Origin of the sequence: Butyrivibrio sp. XB500-5, assembly GCF_003625505.1 — a bacterium.
Classification (GTDB): Bacteria; Bacillota; Clostridia; order Lachnospirales; family Lachnospiraceae; genus Butyrivibrio.
The window spans coordinates 185,464-206,068 of record NZ_RAIS01000005.1 but is presented as its reverse complement, the minus strand read 5'-3'; the positions used below and the strand labels follow the sequence as shown (position 1 = coordinate 206,068).

Annotated in this window: 17 protein-coding genes; all 17 read left to right on the top strand. The window is 45.2% G+C overall.

Going from position 1 to position 20,605, the window contains the following annotated elements; all coding sequences use genetic code 11:
* Positions 1-8 precede the first annotated feature (8 nt).
* The 17 genes from D6856_RS10505 (at position 9) to D6856_RS10425 (ending at position 20,358) form a co-directional block, all read left to right on the top strand.
* On the top strand, positions 9-983 hold the full coding sequence (locus D6856_RS10505) for an SDR family oxidoreductase (protein ID WP_120686839.1): 975 nt from the start codon (positions 9-11) through the stop codon (positions 981-983).
* Positions 980-1,726 carry a DUF2334 domain-containing protein gene (locus D6856_RS10500; RefSeq protein WP_092245537.1) on the top strand — a complete coding sequence of 249 codons (747 nt, stop codon included), beginning with the start codon at positions 980-982 and terminating at the stop codon, positions 1,724-1,726. The genes D6856_RS10505 and D6856_RS10500 overlap by 4 nt, the downstream gene beginning before the upstream one ends.
* 23 nt (positions 1,727-1,749) lie before the next feature.
* Positions 1,750-3,192, top strand: a complete 1,443-nt coding sequence (locus tag D6856_RS10495; protein ID WP_120658581.1) for a glycosyltransferase — start codon at positions 1,750-1,752, stop codon at positions 3,190-3,192.
* Entirely contained in the window at positions 3,192-4,391 is a 1,200-nt protein-coding gene (locus D6856_RS10490; protein WP_120658582.1) for a glycosyltransferase, read from the top strand. The genes D6856_RS10495 and D6856_RS10490 overlap by 1 nt, the downstream gene beginning before the upstream one ends.
* A complete protein-coding gene (locus D6856_RS10485; RefSeq protein WP_120686838.1) occupies positions 4,391-5,326 on the top strand; it encodes a methionyl-tRNA formyltransferase in 936 nt (311 codons plus the stop codon). Before D6856_RS10490 ends, D6856_RS10485 begins: the two co-directional genes overlap by 1 nt.
* A gap of 2 nt (positions 5,327-5,328) precedes the next feature.
* A complete protein-coding gene (locus D6856_RS10480) occupies positions 5,329-6,435 on the top strand; it encodes a glycosyltransferase (RefSeq protein WP_092245526.1) in 1,107 nt (368 codons plus the stop codon).
* Complete coding sequence (locus tag D6856_RS10475; protein ID WP_092245523.1) at positions 6,435-7,196, top strand: hypothetical protein; 762 nt, start codon at positions 6,435-6,437, stop codon at positions 7,194-7,196. Before D6856_RS10480 ends, D6856_RS10475 begins: the two co-directional genes overlap by 1 nt.
* Positions 7,197-7,204: 8 nt before the next feature.
* The gene (asnB, locus tag D6856_RS10470; RefSeq protein ID WP_120686837.1) at positions 7,205-9,148 is read left to right on the top strand and encodes an asparagine synthase (glutamine-hydrolyzing); all 1,944 of its coding nucleotides are present in this window, start codon (positions 7,205-7,207) and stop codon (positions 9,146-9,148) included.
* A gap of 53 nt (positions 9,149-9,201) precedes the next feature.
* Positions 9,202-9,447 carry an acyl carrier protein gene (locus D6856_RS10465; RefSeq protein ID WP_092245517.1) on the top strand — a complete coding sequence of 82 codons (246 nt, stop codon included), beginning with the start codon at positions 9,202-9,204 and terminating at the stop codon, positions 9,445-9,447.
* A gap of 4 nt (positions 9,448-9,451) precedes the next feature.
* A complete protein-coding gene (locus tag D6856_RS10460) occupies positions 9,452-9,841 on the top strand; it encodes a VOC family protein (RefSeq protein WP_120686836.1) in 390 nt (129 codons plus the stop codon).
* A 67-nt stretch (positions 9,842-9,908) separates the two neighbouring features.
* The gene (locus D6856_RS10455) at positions 9,909-11,066 is read left to right on the top strand and encodes a glycosyltransferase (RefSeq protein ID WP_147367830.1); all 1,158 of its coding nucleotides are present in this window, start codon (positions 9,909-9,911) and stop codon (positions 11,064-11,066) included.
* A gap of 11 nt (positions 11,067-11,077) precedes the next feature.
* Positions 11,078-12,865: an HAD-IIIC family phosphatase gene (locus D6856_RS10450; RefSeq protein ID WP_120686834.1), complete on the top strand. Its 1,788-nt coding sequence runs from the start codon at positions 11,078-11,080 to the stop codon at positions 12,863-12,865.
* Positions 12,866-12,907: 42 nt separating this feature from the next.
* The gene (asnB, locus tag D6856_RS10445) at positions 12,908-14,797 is read left to right on the top strand and encodes an asparagine synthase (glutamine-hydrolyzing) (RefSeq protein WP_120686833.1); all 1,890 of its coding nucleotides are present in this window, start codon (positions 12,908-12,910) and stop codon (positions 14,795-14,797) included.
* Positions 14,794-16,347 carry an MBOAT family O-acyltransferase gene (locus tag D6856_RS10440; protein ID WP_120686832.1) on the top strand — a complete coding sequence of 518 codons (1,554 nt, stop codon included), beginning with the start codon at positions 14,794-14,796 and terminating at the stop codon, positions 16,345-16,347. Before asnB (D6856_RS10445) ends, D6856_RS10440 begins: the two co-directional genes overlap by 4 nt.
* 47 nt (positions 16,348-16,394) lie before the next feature.
* Complete coding sequence (locus tag D6856_RS10435; RefSeq protein WP_120686831.1) at positions 16,395-17,549, top strand: SGNH/GDSL hydrolase family protein; 1,155 nt, start codon at positions 16,395-16,397, stop codon at positions 17,547-17,549.
* Positions 17,550-17,632: 83 nt separating this feature from the next.
* A complete protein-coding gene (locus tag D6856_RS10430; RefSeq protein WP_120686830.1) occupies positions 17,633-18,505 on the top strand; it encodes an alpha-1,2-fucosyltransferase in 873 nt (290 codons plus the stop codon).
* Positions 18,506-18,549: 44 nt separating this feature from the next.
* Positions 18,550-20,358, top strand: coding sequence for an ABC transporter ATP-binding protein (locus tag D6856_RS10425; RefSeq protein WP_120686829.1), 1,809 nt, complete (start codon positions 18,550-18,552; stop codon positions 20,356-20,358).
* Positions 20,359-20,605 lie beyond the last annotated feature (247 nt).

The window sequence follows — 20,605 nt, the reverse complement described above, 5'->3', positions numbered from 1 at the left end:
CAATTGTAATGAGCTACAAAGAACTTAAATTTGACAAAGACAGCGTTTTCCTCGTAACCGGAGGCGCGGGCTTCATCGGATCAAACATCTGCGAAGCACTTCTTGATATGGGTTACACAGTAAGATGCATGGATAACCTCTCAACAGGGCACATCGAGAACATCCAGCCCTTTATGAGCAACGAGAGATTTACTTTTATTCAGGACGACATCAGAGATCTTGATGCCTGCCTTAAGGCAACGGAAGGCGTCACCTACGTTCTCAACGAGGCGGCTTGGGGAAGCGTTCCCAGAAGTATCGAGATGCCTCTTTTGTACGAGGAGATCAACATCCGCGGAACACTTAACATGATGGAAGCTTCAAGGCAGAACGGCGTTAAGAAGTTCGTTTATGCTTCAAGCTCATCTGTTTACGGTGATTCCACAATCCTTCCCAAGAAGGAAGGACAGGAAGGAAATGTTCTTTCTCCCTATGCTCTTACCAAGAAAGTTGATGAAGAGTACGGTAAGCTTTACAAGAAGCTCTACGGACTTGATACATACGGACTTCGTTATTTCAACGTGTTCGGAAGAAGACAGGATCCCAACGGTGCATATGCAGCCGTAATCCCTAAGTTCCTCAAACAGCTTATGAACGGCGAGACACCTACCATTAACGGTGACGGTAAGCAGTCTCGTGACTTTACATATGTAGATAACGTTGTTGAGGGTAACCTCAGAGCTTGTCTTGCTTCATCAGAGGCAGCAGGTGAAGCTTACAACATCGGTGCGGGCGGAAGAGAGTTCCTTATCGATGTTTATCATCACCTTACAGATGCACTCGGACTTGATGTAGAGCCTATCTACGGCCCTCCTCGTGCCGGTGATATCAGAGATTCCAACGCCGACATCAGCAAGGCAAGAAAGAATCTCGGTTACGATCCTTCATATGATTTCAAGGCAGGAATCAAGCTTGCCATTGATTGGTACAAAGAGAATTTATGAAGATAACTGTTCGTTTGGATGACATAACACCTGATATGGATTGGGACAAATTCGAGAGATTCAAGAAAGTGCTCGATGCGCATGATATCAAGCCTCTCATAGGTGTTGTTCCCGATAATAAGGATGAGAAATTAAGCTGTGGACCTTTTCGTGAGGACTTTTGGAACTATATAAAAGAGCTCCGGGACAGCGGATGGGTCATTGCACTTCACGGCTTTAATCACATTTATACCACCAAGGAACCCGGCCTTTTCCCCGTTGGCGGAAAGTCTGAATTCGCAGGACAGCCATATTCCGTTCAGGACGACATGCTCAGGGAAGCAAGAAGGATATTTAAGAGCCACGATATCAACACCGATATCTTCATGGCGCCTTCTCATTCCTTTGACAAGAAGACGATCAAGTCTCTTAAGAAAAACGGAATATACAAGATAACCGACGGCTTCGGAAGAGCGCCCTATTCCAGATTCGGAATGACCTTCTATCCGATCTCGGTTAAAAAGAGCAGCAGTATCAAGGATAAAAGAGACGGCTTCACAACCTTTGTCTATCACGTAAACACCATGAACGACAAGGATTTTGAGAATTTCGAGAAGCTTTTTGAACAGGCCGACGTAGTTTCTTTTTCCGAATTTATGAATGTAGAACCTACAGAACGCAGCTTCTTTGGGAATCTGGCAGAGTTTATAACAGCTAAGACCAAATTTACGGTAATGAAGCTTCGGAGCAGAAAAGGAAACTGACCGAAGCGCAGCGAGGGGATAAAATGGAAGATAACTATGGTCAGATAAGAGTCTTACATGTTCTCGGAGGACTTGGAGTTGGCGGCGCTGAGTGCAGGATCATCGATCTATATCGCAATATGGACAGGGACAGGATTCAGTTTGATTTTCTTGTCCATTGTTCACCTGAAAAGACAGGAAAAAAGAGTCCGACTTCTGACGAACTTATGAAGGTTCGAGAGCCGGACTATTTTGATTCCAGCGTATATAAGCTTGGCGGAAGGATATTCTGCCTTCCGAAATTTGTAGGAACCAATTACGCCGAGTACAAAGCGGCCATAAAAAGATTTTTTGCCGAGCATAAAGACGAGTGGAAGGTGGTACAGGGCCACATGACGAGTACCGCAGCGATTTATCTTCCTATCGCCAAAAAGAACGGAGTTCCAATCTGCGTTGCTCACGCAAGAAGCGCGGGTGTAGACAAAGGCGTAAAAGGCCTTGCGACAAGATTTCTCAGGACACCCCTTCAAAAAGAGGGCATCTGCGATTACAACTTCGCATGCTCAAAAGAGGCCGGATATTCGGTGTTCGGACAGACGCTCATGGATCAGGGAAGCGTTCGCATCATTCCAAATGCCGTAGACCTCAAGAATTTTGCTTATAACGAGGAAACAAGAAATAAGATAAGAGGCGAGCTTGGACTTTCCAATGCCGTTGTAATAGGACATGTCGGAAGCTTTAGATACGCCAAGAACCACGAGTTTTTGCTACAGGTATTTACGCAGCTTTGCAGACTTCTTGATAATGACGACTTAAACGAATACAGCATGCTCCACGGCATGAGAGTAAGACTTCTAATGCTCGGCACGGGTCCTCTTATGGATGAGATGAGAAGGCTTGCCGACAGACTACATATATACGACAGATGCATTTTTGCAGGCAATAAGAGTAATGCCTCAGATTATTACCAGGCGATGGATTACTTCTGCTTCCCTTCAAGATACGAAGGTCTTCCCGGAAGTGTCATAGAGGCGCAGGCAGCGGGACTTCAGTGCCTGGTTTCAGATCAGGTTACTCCCGAAGTTAATGTAACTGAGCTTGTTTCAATGCGAAGCATTAACTCGGACCCCAGAGATTGGGCGAGGAAGATACTCGAAGATCTCATGCTTCAGGGAGACGCCGATAAGGATATTTTCAGTGAAGAGATCAAGCTCAATCAGACGTTTACGCAGATAGCCGGTGAGAGAAAAGAGAGCGTCTTTGAAAACGAGGATACGCCCGATTTTGACTTACTTGATGCCGGTACCGGATTCGATACGATAAACACGGCGCCCAAGCATTCGATAAGCCATATCGATTCCGGCTTTTCCATAGGAAACAGAAAAGAGTCATCGGAGCACATACTTAATGAACTCCGCGCAGCAGGCTTTGACGTAAAGAGCCAGGCCAAGATGATGGCTTATTTCTACGAAAGAGGACATTTTTGATGAATAATAATAAAAAGAACCTGATGCTCATGGTTCCGATGCTTCACCAGGGCGGATTTGAGCGTGTGTGCATCAAGACTGCAAGACTCATGCAGGACTTTTACAACGTTTATATTCTTATTTTCAGTTCAAAAGATATCAACTTCGACATCGAGGGGCTGAATGTCATAGACATAGATGTACTCTCAAAAAAAGGCGTTGTAAATAAAATAATAAATGTTATTAAAAGAGTCAAAAAGACAAAAAAGATCAAGAAAGAACTCGGAATAGATATTTCCTACAGCTTCGGAAGTTCGGCCAACTATGTCAACGTTCTATCCAGGGGAAAAGAAAAGGTTCTGACCGGACTTCGTTGTCAGACCGATATGGAGCGAAGCGACCAGATAAAGCTTTTTTGCAGCAGATCAGATCAGGTTCTTTCTTGTTCAAAAGAGATAGTAAGACAGCTCCTTAAAGACTATAACTACGATAAGAGCACATATATTTATAATCCTTTGGATACGGATGATATCTGCGAAAAGGGAAGCGAACCTGTCGAGGATTTCCCTTTTAAGGGAGAGGACCTCAAGGTCATTTCCACCATGGGAAGAAACGATTACATCAAAGGAATCTGGCATCTCGTCAAGGCTTTTTCACTGGTCCACGAGAAATGCCCGAATGCAAGGCTTGTAATAGCCGGTGCGGGAAATTGGAGTGCTTACAAGGAGCTTGCCAATGAGCTCAACATAGAAAACGAGGTTGCGTTTACCGGAATGAAGAAGAATCCGTTCCCTTACGTTGCGGCTTCCGACGTATATGTCTGCAGCTCCAACCACGAGGGCTTTCCAAATGCGGTCCTTGAAGCAATGGCACTTAAAAAGCCCGTTGTTTCCGCTGACTGTAAGACAGGGCCCAGAGAGATCCTTTTAAGCTCTGAGCAGTACGAGGATCTTATTTCAAGGATTCCTAACGGAGACAGCACCAAGGAAGCTATCGAAGGAGAATACGGCATTCTCGTTCCCGATATGGGCGAAGAGGTCGACATGAACCCCGAGAACATCACGGACGGAGAGAAGATACTTGCGGACAAGATTCTTTCTCTTTTGACTGATGACAATAAGCTTTCTCATTATTCGGAAAAAGCGGGAGAGAGAGCTCTTTTCTATACTCCCGATAAATACAAAGACAGTATTCATGAGATATTCAAGAGGTATGAGTGATGCATTACAAGGTAGTAGTCTTCGGTGTAAAAGATACATCGGAAAACATAATAGATTTCATAGAAAAGGAGCTCTGCAAGGTTGACCTTGTCATGACCATTGCGCCCAAGGTTCTTGAGCACAATCAGGTCTCCGGCTTTAAGGGACTTTCTTTTTTGACTGAGAAATACGGAATTCCCGTTTACGAAGCAGAGAGCTATTTCCTTAATGACGACAAGACGGTAGAGTTTATAAAGAACAACACCTTCGATCTCGGAATCGTAATGGGCTGGCAGAGACTTATCCCTCCGCATGTTCTTGATGCGTTTAAGGCCGGAATCTACGGCTTCCACGGAAACAGCGGATACTTGCCCTTCGGAAGAGGCAGATCGCCCCTTAACTGGTCAATGATCCTCGGAGATACCAGATTTAACCTCAATCTCTTCAGATACGACGAGAAGGCCGATAGCCCCAACGTCTTTGCTACGGAGATGTTCCAGATAAACGAGCACGACGATATAAGGACCGCGCAGTACAAGAACATGATCTGCTCCAAGAGCCTTATCAGGAAGCTCGTGACAACATATATGGAAAAGGGAGAAATTCCCATTCATACAGATTCAAAAGACTTTGATTCATGGTACAATAAACGTACGGCTGCGGACGGTAAAATAGATTTTCACGAAAGAACGAGAAACATCTACAACCTCATCAGAGGTGTTGCGGCGCCCTTCCCCGGAGCATTCTGCTATGCGGGCGAGGAGAGCGATGAGAACAAAGTTACCGTTTGGCAGGCTCATCCTTTTGATGAGATGATAGATTTCTCGGGATATGCGCCCGGGGAGATCGCCGATGTCTTTGACGGTAAGCCTATCGTAAGGACCGTGGACGGCTCACTCATCATTGATAAATACGATTCCGCCAAGGAATTAGTTACAGGAATGGTACTCAGATAATTATGAAAACAATAGCATTTCACCTCAACTGCCTTGTGCAGGGCGGCGCGGAGCGAGTTGTATCCAATCTTGCCAATCAGTTTGCCAAGGAAGGCTACAAGGTATACGTGGCAACGGAATGGGTGGACGAGAACGAGTTCGCCCTTGACGAAAAGGTCACGAGAGTCCATGTAGGCCTGCGTGAGGGTGATGAAAAGAAGAACAGAATAGCCAAGTTCTTTTTAAGGATCAAATACCTTAGAGAATTCGTTAAGAACTATCATCCGGACGTTCTTATCGCCTTTGCACAGAGAGCCAATTACAGAGCACTCATGGCGGCAGGTAAGAGCGATGTTCCTGTGGTCATTTCCATAAGGACAGACCCGGTGGGACATTACGATGCTATTTCGGATAAGATACAGATAGCCTGGCTGTTTGACAGAGCTGCGGGCTGCGTCTTCCAGACGACGGGACAAAAAGAGTTCTTTAAGCCCCATCTTCAGGACAATTCGCAGATCATACTCAATCCGATCAATCCCAAGTATTTCGGGTTAAAAAAGCCTGAGCAGCGCGAAAAGTCTGTTGTTCATCACGCAAGGCTGGTCGACTTCAAAAATCAGCCCATGCTGTGCGAAGCTTTTATAAAGGTTCACGAAAAGCACCCCGATTACGTGCTTAAGATCTACGGTCCCGACTCTTTTGACGGAACCAAAGAGATACTCGATAAGATAATCGCTGACAACCACGCGGAGGACTACATCCTTCTTATGGGCGGAAGCGACGAGCTGGAAAAAGAGATCCCGAAGGGCGCGGTATATGCCTTTTCATCCGACTGGGAAGGAATGCCCAATTCGCTTCTTGAAGCGATGGCGATGGGAATGCCCATTGTTGCGACGGATTGCCCCTGCGGCGGCCCGAGGACCGTTATGCAGGACGGTGTGAACGGACTTCTTGTTCCGATAAAAGATCCCGATGCGATGGCGGAGGGCATCTGCAAGCTTATCGAAGACAGAGAGCTTGCCGAGAGACTCGGAGACGAGGCAAGAAAGATTGAACAGATCGCCAATGCAGAGGCGGTATTTATACAGTGGAGAGATTATCTCGAAAAAGTAATAGGAGAAAAGAAGTAATGTTTTCATTTGATGATTACAGAGAAATACTTAGAATCGTAAAAGAGACGGGGCTTAATGCCACATATGAGGAAGCGCTTAACAGAGATTCTTTTATCATCTTAAGACACGATGTTGAGTATTCTGTAGAAAGAGCCTACGCCCTTTCAAAGGTTGAAGAGAGCATGGATATGAGATCCACATTCTTTTTCCAGTGGACCAACAACTCTTACAACATCTTATCAAGAAAGAACAGAGACATCCTTACCGACATGCACGAGAGAGGACAGCACATCGGTCTTCACTTTGCGCTTAACGGCATGACGGATATGGAGCTCATAAGAAAGAGGATCAAGCAGGAGATCGATATGCTCAGCGATATGCTTGGCTTTAATATCACATCTTTCTCCATCCACAGACCGTCACCTGACGTTCTTGCAGAGAATATCAAGCTTCCCGGTATTATCAATGCTTATCAGGACGAGTTCTTCTCTTTTGACCCTCAGGCGAAGCCCGATTCCAAACTTGATGTAAAGTATATGTCGGATGCCAACCACATCTGGAGATACGGCTATCCCGACGAGGAGACCATCAAGGCCAACAAGAGAGTGCAGATCCTTACACATCCTTTTGCATGGACCAAGAAGGGCTATGACAACCTTGATAATTACAAGACACTTGTAAACGAGAAGTACATTGAGCTCATTGATTCCATCGACAATGAGTGTAAGGACTTCGGACCACTTCGTGACAACTTCGAAAAACTTCCTGTGGAGCTTTAATACATACAATGTGCGGAATTTGCGGATATATTTCTAAAAAGAGAATAACTGAAGAACAGCTTCGCATCATGAACGATACCATGTATCACAGAGGCCCCGATGACAGCGGTGTTGAACTGTATCAGGGTGCGAACGATTATATCATAGGCTTTGCCCAGAGAAGACTTTCGATCCTTGATCTGTCGCCTTTGGGACATCAGCCAATGCACTCGGAAAACGGCAGGATCTCTGTCGTTTACAACGGCGAGATCTACAATTTCCTTGAGCTCAAAAAAGAGCTTTCGGATTACACTTTTAAGTCGAACTGCGATACCGAGGTCATTATCGCCGCGTACCTTAAATGGGGCATCGACATGGTCGATCACATTCACGGTATGTTTGCGATCGCTCTTTACGACAGAGAGACCGATGACGTTTATCTTATAAGAGACAGGATCGGTAAGAAACCTCTTTTCTATTGGGTAGACGGCAAGAATCTCGTGTTCGCATCAGAGCTTAAGCCTATCATGAAATGCCCCGGTTTTAAGCCTGAAATAAGAAAACAGGTGTTATCCAGATTCCTTCTTCAGCAGTACATCATGGCGCCCGACACGGTGTTCACCGATGTCTATAAGCTTGAAGCCGGTTCTTATCTTAAGTTCCATAACGGCGAGATAAGTAAAAAGAAATATTGGAACATCAAAGATGTTTATAAAAAGATGAGCGCAGATCCCGTAAGAAGCTATGAAGAGGCTAAAGAGGGACTCAAGGAGCGCTTAAAGAAGTCCGTTGCGAACAGAATGATCGCGGACGTTCCGCTCGGTACGTTCCTTTCCGGAGGATACGATTCGTCGCTTGTAACCGCTATAGCGCAGGAATTATCGGATCAGCCCGTTAAGACCTTCTGTATCGGATTTGACGTTCCAAGGTTCAACGAGGCCGAGTACGCCAAAGAGATCGCAAAGCATCTCGGCACGGACCACACCGAGGTTTACATAACGGAAAGAGAGATGTTTGATCTTGTCAGCAGCATCCCTCAGTACTACGACGAGCCTTTTGCGGACAACTCGCAGATACCTTCAATGCTCGTAAGTAAGGTTGCCAAGAAGGACGTTACCGTTGCTCTTTCGGGAGACGGCGGAGATGAGTTCTTCTGCGGCTATAACATATATGAAAACGTAAGACAGGCGCAGCTTCTCGATATTCCGGGTGCGATCGTGCACGGAATAGGACAGATCCCCGTGGGAAGCGGCAAACTTCTTGATAAGATGCCTTTCAGAGTCAAGGTCGTTGCCAATAACCGCAATCCCGAGACTAAGACACAGCTTGTTTCGGAGGGCTATATCAAGTCCTGTCACGCATTTATCTCAGGAAAAGAAGAGCCGGATATTCCGATGAGCGCGCTTGATTATATCGCCACGGATTACAACCTTGGTATCAACAAGCAGCCGATTCTTTTCCCTGTTGAGAGCCTCTACGGAGTAAGGGACTTCCAGGTAAGGAGAATGCTCCTTGATATGGACACCTATCTTCCCGAGGATATTCTTGTTAAAATGGACAGAGCTTCCATGAAGTACTCACTTGAGTCGAGATGTCCTATAATGGATACGGAAGTTATGGAGTATTCGTTCAGAATACCGCATAAATACAAGTTCTATAAGGGAGATAAAAAGCATATTCTTAAAGATCTTGCTTATGACTATATTCCCAAAGAGCTTTTGGAAAGACCAAAGACAGGCTTCGGCGTTCCGATGGATCAGTGGCTACGCGGTCCTTTGAAGGAACAGCTTCTTGATTACAGCAGCACGTCTTTCCTTAAGAAGCAGGATATATTTGATGTTGACTATGTATCCGCATTTATCAACAATTATGTGGTTAACGGCGATGGCGGCCCTGCAACTGGAGCCAACTACAGTAAGATAGCGTGGTCGTTCTACATATTTCAGCAGTGGTACAATTACCATATGACATGATTCAGGGTAAGCGGAGTGCGTATTCCTGTTTGAAGTTAAAAGGAGTTTTTTAAATGACAAGAGAAGAAGTTTTTGAGAAATTAAATGAAGTATTCAGAGATGTTTTCGAGGAGGACGATCTTACCGTTACCGACGCTACAACAGCGGCAGATGTTGACGGATGGGATTCACTTGAGCACATCAATCTTATCAATGCCATCGAGCAGGAGTTTGACATCAAGTTCAACATGGGACAGATCGTTTCCATGAAGAATGTAGGTGAGATGGCAGACATTATCATGAGCAAATTACAGGGCTAAACGCATGAAGATACATCACGTTGGATATCTTGCAAAGAGCATAGCAAAGTCCGAGAAGAAATTCTTGGAGCTCGGATACGAGATCGAGCGCCCGGTTAAGTTCGACGAGATCAGGAACATCAACATCGAGTTTCTTGTAAACGGCGATTACAGGGTTGAACTCATAGAGCCCATGGGCGAGGACTCTCCCATGTATCCTTTGCTTGCGCGCTATAAGAACACGCCTTATCATTTTTGCTATGAAGTCGAAGATATAGAAAAGGCTGTGGAGGAGCTTTCCGCGCAGCGCTACACCGTGATACACGAGCCCAATATCGCGCCCTGTATCGACGGCAAGAAAGTCGCTTTTTTATACAATAACAGCATGGGGATAATCGAGCTTGTTGAATTCTGAGGTTAATAGTAAAAAGCATATCGCTATGTATATAGGCTCCCTTCAAAAGGGCGGCGCAGAGAGGGTAATGGCTAATCTTGCGGATTATTTTTTTGAGCAGGGTTATAAAGTTACTCTTGTTACCACGTACCTTGCAGCCAACGAATACGAGGTTAAACACGCAGCCTGGAAGAGTGTTCCCGCAGGTGCGCCCAGTGCTGAGCTTGTAGCGGACCTTGACGAAAATCCTGTTTGGGTTGATCCAAACGGCGGCGAGAAGGGCGGAATACAGCGCATTTTCTCGGCACTTCTTAAGGACGAGCAGGAAAAGAGTCGTATCAAGAATTTCAGAAAAAGATCAGAGAAGCTTGTAAAGATCTGGAAGGACCTTAGACCCGACATGATCCTGAGCTTCATGGGAAAGAATAATATTATGGCGCTCTCAACGGCAACGAAAGAAGAGATCAAGGTTGTCGTATCCGTAAGAGCAGACCCTTCTATGGAGTATTCGAGCACATCAATGAAGGCTGCGATGCTTACAAACTTCGGAAAGGCAGCCGGAGTCGTTGTTCAGTCAAACGGCGCCAAAGCCAAGTTCCCTGCATACATCAGGAAGAAATGCATCATTCTTCCGAACGCGATCGATCCCTCTTTTATCAGACCCAGATATATCGGTGAGCGTGAGAAGAAGATCGTAATGGTCGCAAGACTTAACGAAAACAAGAACCAGGCTATGGTAATGGAAGCTTTCAAGGAAGCTACCAAAGATAAATTTAAGGATTATAAGCTCGTACTCTACGGAGATGGCCCCGACAGAGCCAAGCAGCAAAGGCTCGCGGCAAGTCTCGGAATAGATTCACGAGTTGAATTTGCAGGTAACGTCAAGCACGTCGCCGAGCATATAGAGAAGGCATATATCTTTATACTAGCTTCCAACCACGAGGGCATGCCAAACTCGCTTATAGAGGCGATGTCACTGGGACTTGCGTGCATATCGACGGATTGCCCCTGCGGAGGGCCCAAGGACCTTATAAATGACGGAGAGAACGGACTTCTGGTTCCCGTCGGAGACAAAGACGCAATGGCACAGGCAATCAGAAAGCTCCTTGAAGATAAAGAGCTTGCCGACAGGATCGGAACCGAAGCTGCCAAGATTCAGGAAAAGTGCAGCCCTGAGGTTACGAATGAAATGTGGAAGAAGTATTTTGACAAGATCATCGGAAATACGGATGACAGTAAATTTTAAAAGGACACTATATGAAAGAACTTGAATATCCTTTTGACAACAGCTACATAATGAAAAAGTCCAAGACCATCAAAAAGACTCTTCTTTCTGACGGTGCGGACAGGATCAAAAAGAAAATAGCGGTACTAGGAGGCTCCACGACCCATGACATCATAAGGATACTGGAGCTTTTTTTACTAAATTACGGAATAGAACCTTCATTTTACGAATCGGAATACGGCCAGTACTGGCAGGATGCCATGTTTCCTTCCGATGAGTTAAAAGAGTTTGCGCCCGATGTTATCTATATCCATACATCAAACCGCAACATCACAAACTTCCCGGAGATGTCTGACAGTAAAGAAGACGTTGATGCCAAGTTTGAAGCTACTTTCAAGCACTTTGAGACAATGTGGGATAACCTTGCAAATAACTATAAGTGTCCCGTAATACAGAACAATTTCGAGGCGCCTTTCTACAGACTTCTCGGAAACAGAGATGCTTACGACATTCACGGAAGACTTAATTTCATAAACAGATTAAATGCGGCCTTCGCGGACTATGCTGCCAAAAAAGCAGATGCCGGCGAAAGCTTTTTTATAAACGATATCAACTACGTATCAAGTAGTTACGGTCTTGATGAGTGGTCAGATCCTCTTGCATGGCACATGTACAAGTATGCGCTCTGCATTCAGGCTATTCCAACGCTCAGCTTTAATATTGCCAATATCATCAAGTCAATCTACGGAAAGAACAAGAAGGGCCTTGTGCTCGATCTTGACAATACACTTTGGGGCGGCGTTGTAGGCGACGACGGCGTCGACGGAATCGAGATAGGCCAGGAGACCAACTTGGGGCAGGTTTATTCCGAGTTCCAGCAGTATGTAAAAATGCAAAAGGACCTTGGAATAGTCCTTACGGTTGATTCCAAGAACGATGAAGAGAATGCGATCGCGGGACTAAAGCATCCCGACGGAATACTTACTCCCGATGATTTTGTTATGATAAAGGCCAACTGGGAGCCAAAGAGTGAGAACATGAAGGCAATAGCTTCAGAGCTTAACGTCCTTCCCGAGTCACTTGTATTTGTGGATGACAACCCTGCGGAAAGAGCTATCATAGAGGGACAGATCCCCGGTGCAATGGCGCCCGCCATAGATTCACCCGAGCACTATATCAGGATACTCGATCATTCGGGATTCTTTGAGGCAACGGCAATCTCAGAGGATGATAAGAAGCGTAACGAGATGTATATGGCAAACAAAAAGCGTACTCAATTGGAGCAGAGCTTTGCCGACTACACCGAGTACCTTAAATCACTTGAGATGGAAGCTGTGATCGCGCCTTTTGAAAAGCTCTATATGCCTCGTATCGCGCAGCTTACCAATAAGAGTAACCAGTTTAACTTAACTACCAAGCGCTATACACAGGACGACATCGAAAAGACGGCGGCCGATGACAATAACATCACGCTCTACGGCAGATTGACGGATAAATTCGGAGACAACGGAATCGTTTCGCTGGTGATCGGTAACGTCAAGGGCGAGGAGCTTCACATAGACCTCTGGCTCATGAGCTGCCGCGTCCTTAAAAGAGATATGGAATTTGCCATGATGGATGAGCTCTGTAAGAAGGCTTTAGAGCGAGGAATCAAGACAATTTACGGATATTATTATCCGACTGCCAAGAATAAGATGGTAAAAGATTTTTATTCTTTGCACGGCTTTGATATGATAGAGGAAGACGGTGACGGCAACAGAACGTACAAGCTGGAGCTTTCGGCGTACGAACCCAAGAACAAAGTTATCAAAGTGAACTGAGTATAGGCACCGGATTAGACATACGGTGCTTCGGAGACATATATGTGCGGAATTAACGGTCTTATCGGGTACAAAGGTGACAGACATGCGGTTATAGCCAAGATGAACGAGCGTATGCTTCACAGAGGCCCCGATGATGAAGGAATTTACATAAGTGATGATATGAAAGTGGCGCTTGGACATAGGCGCCTTTCTATTGTGGACTTATCCAAGAACGGCGCTCAGCCCATGGTTTCACATTCGGGCAAGAGCGTTATTGTATATAACGGCGAGATCTACAACGCAGGCGAAGTAAAAGACAAGCTTATTAAAGACGGCAAGGCTACGACCTTCAGAGGAACATCGGATACCGAGATCCTTCTTGAAGCTATCGAGAGCTACGGAATGAAAGAGGCTCTCAGGCTCTGCAAGGGTATGTTTGGAATCGCGGTTTACGATAAGGAAGCCGGAACGGTCACTCTCGCAAGAGACAGAGTCGGCGAGAAACCTTTGTACTACGGAACGGTAGCAGGCTCTTTTGCCTTTGCTTCCGACATCGGATGCCTGCGCGTTATTGACGGCTTTGACAACGAGATCAACAGAGAAGTTCTTGATATATATTTTACGGAAGGTTATATTCCTGCGCCGCACACGATATATAAAGGTATCTACAAGCTTGAAGCGGGCACAATAATAACGGTTGATATCGATACATTAAAGACCAAGGAAGAGACCTACTGGTCGATGACAGAGGCTGCGATAAAGGGACAGAGCAATATCTTTACGGGCAGCAGAGAAGAGGCGTCATTTGAGCTTGAGAGGCTGTTAAAAGAGTCTGTTAAGGGCCAGATGATATCGGATGTTCCGCTCGGAGCTTTTCTTTCGGCGGGAATCGACAGCAGCACGGTCGTAGCGCTGATGCAGTCCGTTTCGGATAATCAGGTTCGCACCTTCACGATCGGAATGGAAGACGAGAAATACAACGAGGCAGTTAAGGCAAAAGAGATTGCTAAGCACCTCGGCACGATACATACGGAAGAGTACATCACGGAGAAGGACGCCAAGGCTGTTATTCCGCAGCTTCCCTTTATGTTCGGCGAGCCTTTTGCGGATTCATCGCAGATTCCGACTTATCTTGTAAGCAAGATGACGAGAAAGCATGTGACGGTTTCTCTTTCGGGAGACGGCGGAGATGAGCTCTTTGCGGGCTACAAATCCTACGAATCCGTAGACAGAGTCTGGGGCAAGGTCGGAAAACTTCCGTATTTGCTCAGGAAGCCCATAAGCGCCGCTATCCTTGCGACTAACCCCAAGGATGAGGTAAGAAGAAGTAAGGCTATTTATCTTGGAGCCAAGGGCCCCGGCGAGATTCACAGATTTGAGCATGAGACCGATCCTTTGGTAAAAAAGATCGCGATCAAGAAAGACAAGCCTCTTTTATACAAATATGACGACATGGCGAAAGCTCTTTTGACAGAGCCCATTCATAACGCCATGCTTATGGATATGCTTGTGTATCATCCTGATGATATACTGGTTAAGGTCGACAGGACCGCGATGGCGGTTTCGCTTGAGACAAGAGTTCCGATGCTCGACAGAGACCTCTTGGAATTTGCGTGGTCGCTCCCTATCGAGTATCTTAGAGAAGGAAATGTCGGCAAGCAGGTTCTTCGTGACGTTCTCTACAGACATGTTCCGAAGGAGCTTATGGAAGGCCTCAAGAAAGGCTTCTCGATTCCGATCGCCAAGTGGCTTATGGACGGCGAGATCAGGCAGTGGGCTGAAGACCTTCTTGATAAGGACAAGATGCGGCAGCAGGATATTCTTGATCCCGATGTCGTTGAGAAGATCTGGACCGACTTTACAGAGCGCGGGATTTACAGAATCCAGATTTGGTATATACTTATGTTCCGACAGTGGTATGAAAAAGAATATAAGAAAGAAAATCTATGAGTATAACTTCGTTTAGTTTTTTGTGCTTCGTTGCACTTGTTTTAATAGCATATTATGCGGTGCCTCTTTTGTTTAAGAAAAGAGGTCAGTGGGTGGTGCTCTTAATCTCGAGCATCATCTTCTATTTGTTTTCCGTAAAGGGAGACTATGTTCAGATAGTATTCCCGCTAGTGGCTTCGTTTGTGACCTGGGGACTTTTAAAGCTTTTGGCCGGGACAGGCGAAGAAGAGCTTGTAAAAAGAAGACTGATACTTGCGGCGGAGCTTGCGGTTCTTCTCGGAATACTTATCGTGTTTAAATTCTATAAGTTCATAACAGGAGGCGATGTTATCCCTCCTACGGGACTTTCTTTCTATACATTTATTTTGCTTGGGTATTTTATCGAGGTCTACAACGGCATTGGCGTAAGAAGAGACAGCTTTCTTCAGACGACTCTTGTCGGAATGTTCTTTCCGCTGATGGTTCAGGGACCTATCATAAAGACCCGTGAACACAGCGATCAGTTCTTTGAATATCATAAGCCTGACTACAAGAATCTTACCTTCGGAGCGCAGAGGATGCTTTGGGGCTTCTTTAAGTGGCTTGTTATCTCGCAGAGACTCAAAATAATAGTTGATGAGATCTACAACAACAATGCGCAGTACCCGGGAGCGTATATTTGGCTGGGCACTGTGTGTTTTGCGTTTCAGTTATATACCAATTTCTCGGGCGGAATCGACATCGTTATCGGCCTTGCCGAGATGCTCGGAATTATTCTTCCAGAAAACTTTACGACTCCTTTCTTTGCAAAGAACATAAGCGAATACTGGAGAAGATGGCACGCTACGCTCGGAATCTGGATGAAAGACAATGTCTTTTACCCGCTTCTTAGGACCAAGATGATAATGGGGCTTGGCAAGAAGCTTAAGAATGTATTTGGTAAAAAGAAAGGAAAGCAGATCACTACTTACGTTGCTATGTTTATCCTGTGGTTTTCCGTGGGTCTGTGGCACGGAGGAGCGGCAACGTTCGTTATCGGCTCGGGTCTTTTGCACTGGGCATACATCGTGCTCGGAGAAGTGACACTTCCGTTCTTTACATGGCTTTTTGAGAAAAAGCTCCACATCAATATGCAGAGCAAGTTTGCAAACGGCTTCAGGGTTATGAGAACGTTTTTCTTTGTTTGCATAGGTGACTTGTTCTTTAGGTCAAAAAACATTCCGCATGCGCTCAGTCTTTTGAAGGGAAGCGTCAGCTCTTTTAACCCTCAGATCTTTGTTGACGGCAGTTTGCTGAATCTGGGGCTTAGTATCTACGAGTGGGGAATACTGCTTGTTACAATGGCGGTGTTCATTACCGTTTCCGTTATTCAGTACAGAATGGAGCTATCGCGTGACGGTAAGATCACGGGCAGCAGCTTTGAAGGCTATTCAAATATAAGAGAGTACATTGCTTCCAAGAAGCTTGTGATCAGATGGATCGTGTACCTGGCGCTGTTTTTTACAGTGCTTTTACTTGCGGAGTACGGACCCGGATTCAATCCCGCGGATTCTATTTATGATGATTTTTGATGCCGAGTACCCGGCTTATTATGATGGTATAAGGATTTGAGATAAAAATGACTAAGAAACAGATAATTAAGATTGGCATTTTCATACTGATAGTCATGTGGCTTATCCCTCATATCACCTACTGTATCAGGACCAACGGTGATGTGAAGGACAGGTTTGTCGGTTTTTACGCAGAAAAAAGAAACACGATAGACGCAGTCGTTATCGGCTCAAGCCCTGTTCCTTACTGCATTGCGACGCCTAGGATCTACGGCGATATGGGTATAACCATGTATCCTCTTTCAACAAATATGCAGCGCCCCGTTGCGGCCAAGTATCTTGTTGAGGAGACGCTTAAAACGCAGGATCCGGATCTTTTTATCTTTGAGATGAAGATGTGGCAGGCAGAGGATGAGGCTCTTATTAATGCCGATAAAGAAAAGCACATGGGCCATACGAGGGAAGTTACGGATAACATGAAGTATTCCCTTAATAGGATAAAGACCATAAATGCGATGGTTACGCCGGAAAATGCGGAGTATGACGAAGACGGCAAAATGATCTCCGATTATAAGCCTTTTAACTTTTATTTTGATATATGCAAGTATCATTCCAACTGGAAGACGCTTATAATGTGGAGCCAGCTTCGCACGTTCTTTTACGCTTATCCCGATGATCTGAAGGGCTTTGTTGCTTCAGATGAGGTGAAACCCGCGGAAAAAGAGAATTTCCACAGTGTATCGGATGTTGAGAAGATGCCTGCCGAGCAGCAGGAGTATTTGGACGATCTGATTGCATGCCTTAAGAAGCACAATAAAGATGCGCTCTTTATCATCACTCCTTTTACCGTAAACGAAGAGGAGCAGAGTAAGATCAATTACATCAGGGATTATGTGACCGAAAGAGGCTATAATTTCCTTGATATGAACCGGCATCTTGATGAGATAGGCTTTGATGAGACCGCCGATTACAAAGACGGCGGAACACATACGAATATTGTCGGCGCCGATAAGGTGACGGTGTGGTTTGAAGAATACCTGTCAGAGAATTATGTAAAGACCGGTAAGCTCGGTAAGCATGACAGAAGGCACGGGCATAAGTACAATTCCTGGAAGAAGTCCTACGATCTTTGGATGGAAGAGCTTTCCCGCGGTGAGGACAAGATCCGCGAAAGAATCGCAAACGGAGACTACAGTACTCTGCAAGGCGATGAAGAAGATTGACGGAGGTTCTTTCGAACTTAGAATTATGGTATAATTAACCATGTATGCGTTCACATAACGAGACGTTTATAGGTGGAGGGGATATGATAATAATTCAGCTTAAGGGCGGACTGGGAAATCAGATGTTCCAGTATGCGCTCTACAGAGCTCTTAAGAAAAAAGGTAAAGTTGTAAAGATAGATGATGTGACGGGCTTTATCAATGACAAGCTAAGGAAACCCGTTATTGCGGGATACGGGCTTGAGTATGAGAAAGCAAGTAAGGAAGAAGTCGTTGCACTGACCGATTCCAAGATGGATATTTTCAGCCGCATCAGAAGAAAGCTTACAGGTAGAAAGACCTTTAGAATAGATGAGGAGTCGGGACGCTTCGATCCAAAGATCCTGGAACTCGACGATGCTTACCTTGTAGGCTATTGGCAGAGCGAGAAGTACTTTACCGACGAATCCGTACAGAATGAGATAAGAGAGGCTTTTGAGAGAAGACCTCAGGAGCTTATGAACGATACAGTCAGCTGGACGCTGCTCCAGCAGATAGAGTGCTGTGAATCTGTAAGTCTTCACGTAAGAAGAACGGACTATATAGACGAAGAGCACAAGCACATTCACAATCTTTGCTCGGAGAAATATTACAAGAACGCCATCAATAAGATCAGGGAAGTTTATCCCAAGGCAATGTTCTTTATTTTCACCGATGACAAGGAATGGTGTAAGAACCACTTCAAGGGCCGCTGCTTCAGCGTAGTTGAGCTTGAAGAGGGACCTAAGACCGATATCGCCGAGATGATGCTTATGAGTAAGTGTAAGCACCACATCATCGCCAACAGCTCTTTTAGCTGGTGGGCCGCATGGCTCAACGATGCACCCGAGAAGATGGTCATCGCTCCGGCCAAGTGGATCAACAACAAAGATATGGACGATATCTATACAGAGCGAATGCTGAAGGTGGAAGTCTGAGGCGGTAGCGTCGGAAATATATGATACAAGAAAGAAACAGTAATATGAGCAATACGGACAATACTAAGAAGGTCAGTCTTTTTAAGAAACTGAGCTATATATTTGATAAAAAACAAAAAGGACAGCTGTTAATTCTGGCTGTCCTTATAGTCATTGGGGGTCTTCTTGAGACCGGCGGTGTCGGAATGTTGCTCCCGGTAATGGGGGTTATTACAAATCCTGAAAGCGTATATGAGAAGATCGCCAAGTTTGATTTTTTGCAGAGAATTGTTGATACTCTCAATCTGGGATATGAGAACAGAGGCAATATGATCAAGATCCTTATCATTACTCTGATCGTATTCTTCGTAGTTAAGAATCTATATCTTTTGTTCCTTATCTACAAACAGAACACCTTTATCACAAGGGCCAGAAACGACATGATCAGCAGGGTTATGAGAGAGTTTCTAAACAGACCCTACGAGGATTATCTCGGTGCTGATATTCCTACGGTTTTCAGAATTACAGACAGCGATATTCCCAAGACGTTTACGCTTATGCTGTCAATCTTGTCGCTGGCAACAGAGGTAGTTGTAACGGTATGTCTTAGTATCGTTGTGCTGGCGATCAATTGGCAGATGACAGTTCTTATGACTATCGTTTTCCTGATCGTTACATTGATCATTACCAAGGTATTAAAGCCAAGGCTCAACAGAATAGGACGTGAGAACCAGGAGACACAGTCCAGGATCGCCAAGTGGAGAATCCAGGCTATTTACGGCCTCAAGGATGTTAAGGTCCTCAACAGACAGGATTTCTTTATCCGCAATTACTATGAATCCGGTAAGGTTGGCGCGGACATTGCAAGAAACTACACTGTTATGAACAATATTCCAAGACTCCTTATCGAGACTATGTTCATAGTTGTGGTATTTTCATATATTCTTATATATATTCTTGGTGGCGGAATGCCCGAGACTCTTATGACTCAGCTCACTGCAATTGCGGCTGCGGCGCTGAGACTTATGCCTTCCGTAAACAGGATAAATACTTATCTTACAGAGATCGCATATAATCAGTTCAGTCTTGATTTTGTTTACAACAATCTCACAGAGTCTATGAAGATCGACAAGGAAATGAGAGCAGAGCGCGCTGCCATTGCAGGTCCTGAGCTTCATTTGGAAAAAGAGATCAGGATAAAAGATATCACATTTGCTTATCCGGACGCTGATACCAATATATTTACAAATGCCAACATGGTTGTGCCCAAGGGCAAATCCGTTGGTATCATGGGACCTTCCGGTGCAGGTAAGTCAACGGTTGTTGATATCATCCTGGGACTTTTGCATGTTCAGAAGGGTGAGATCCTCTGCGACGGAAGCAATATCTTCAGTAACTATGATTCCTGGCTTGCTCAGATCGGATACATCCCTCAGTCGATCTATCTGGTGGATGAGTCGATCCGTGAGAACATTGCCTTTGGTATCGATGCTGACAGGATAGATGATAATAGAATCTGGGAAGTTATGGAGGAGGCTCAGCTTGCCGATTTCGTTCGAAGCCTTCCCGAAGGTCTTGATACCAAGATCGGTGACAGAGGCGTAAGACTTTCCGGCGGTCAGAGACAGCGTATCGGTATCGCGAGAGCTCTTTATCACAACCCTGAGATCCTCGTATTTGACGAGGCAACGAGCGCTCTCGACAACGAGACAGAGGCAGCAGTTATGGAGGCCATCAACAGCTTCCACGGCAAGAAGACTATGATCATAATTGCGCATAGACTTAATACAATTGCGAATTGCGACATTATCTATGAAGTTAAAGATGAGACCATTAGGGAAACTTCGCTGGATGGCAAGACGATAATACAGTAGAACAAAATACGAACATACGTTCTTGTTATAGAAGATAAACTGTGCTAATATATGATGTGGAGCGGTGCCCTGCTTTTGCAGCAGGGAGGTGATGCCGATGGTGACATATACGGAAATGTTTACGTATACTCTGGTGCTTATTGCACTTATCACATTGGTGATTGAGATAAAGAAATAACCGCCCCACACTTCAGCAAAAGTCAGGCGGTTACTTTTGTTTGTAACTAAATAACTTATTATGCAGAAG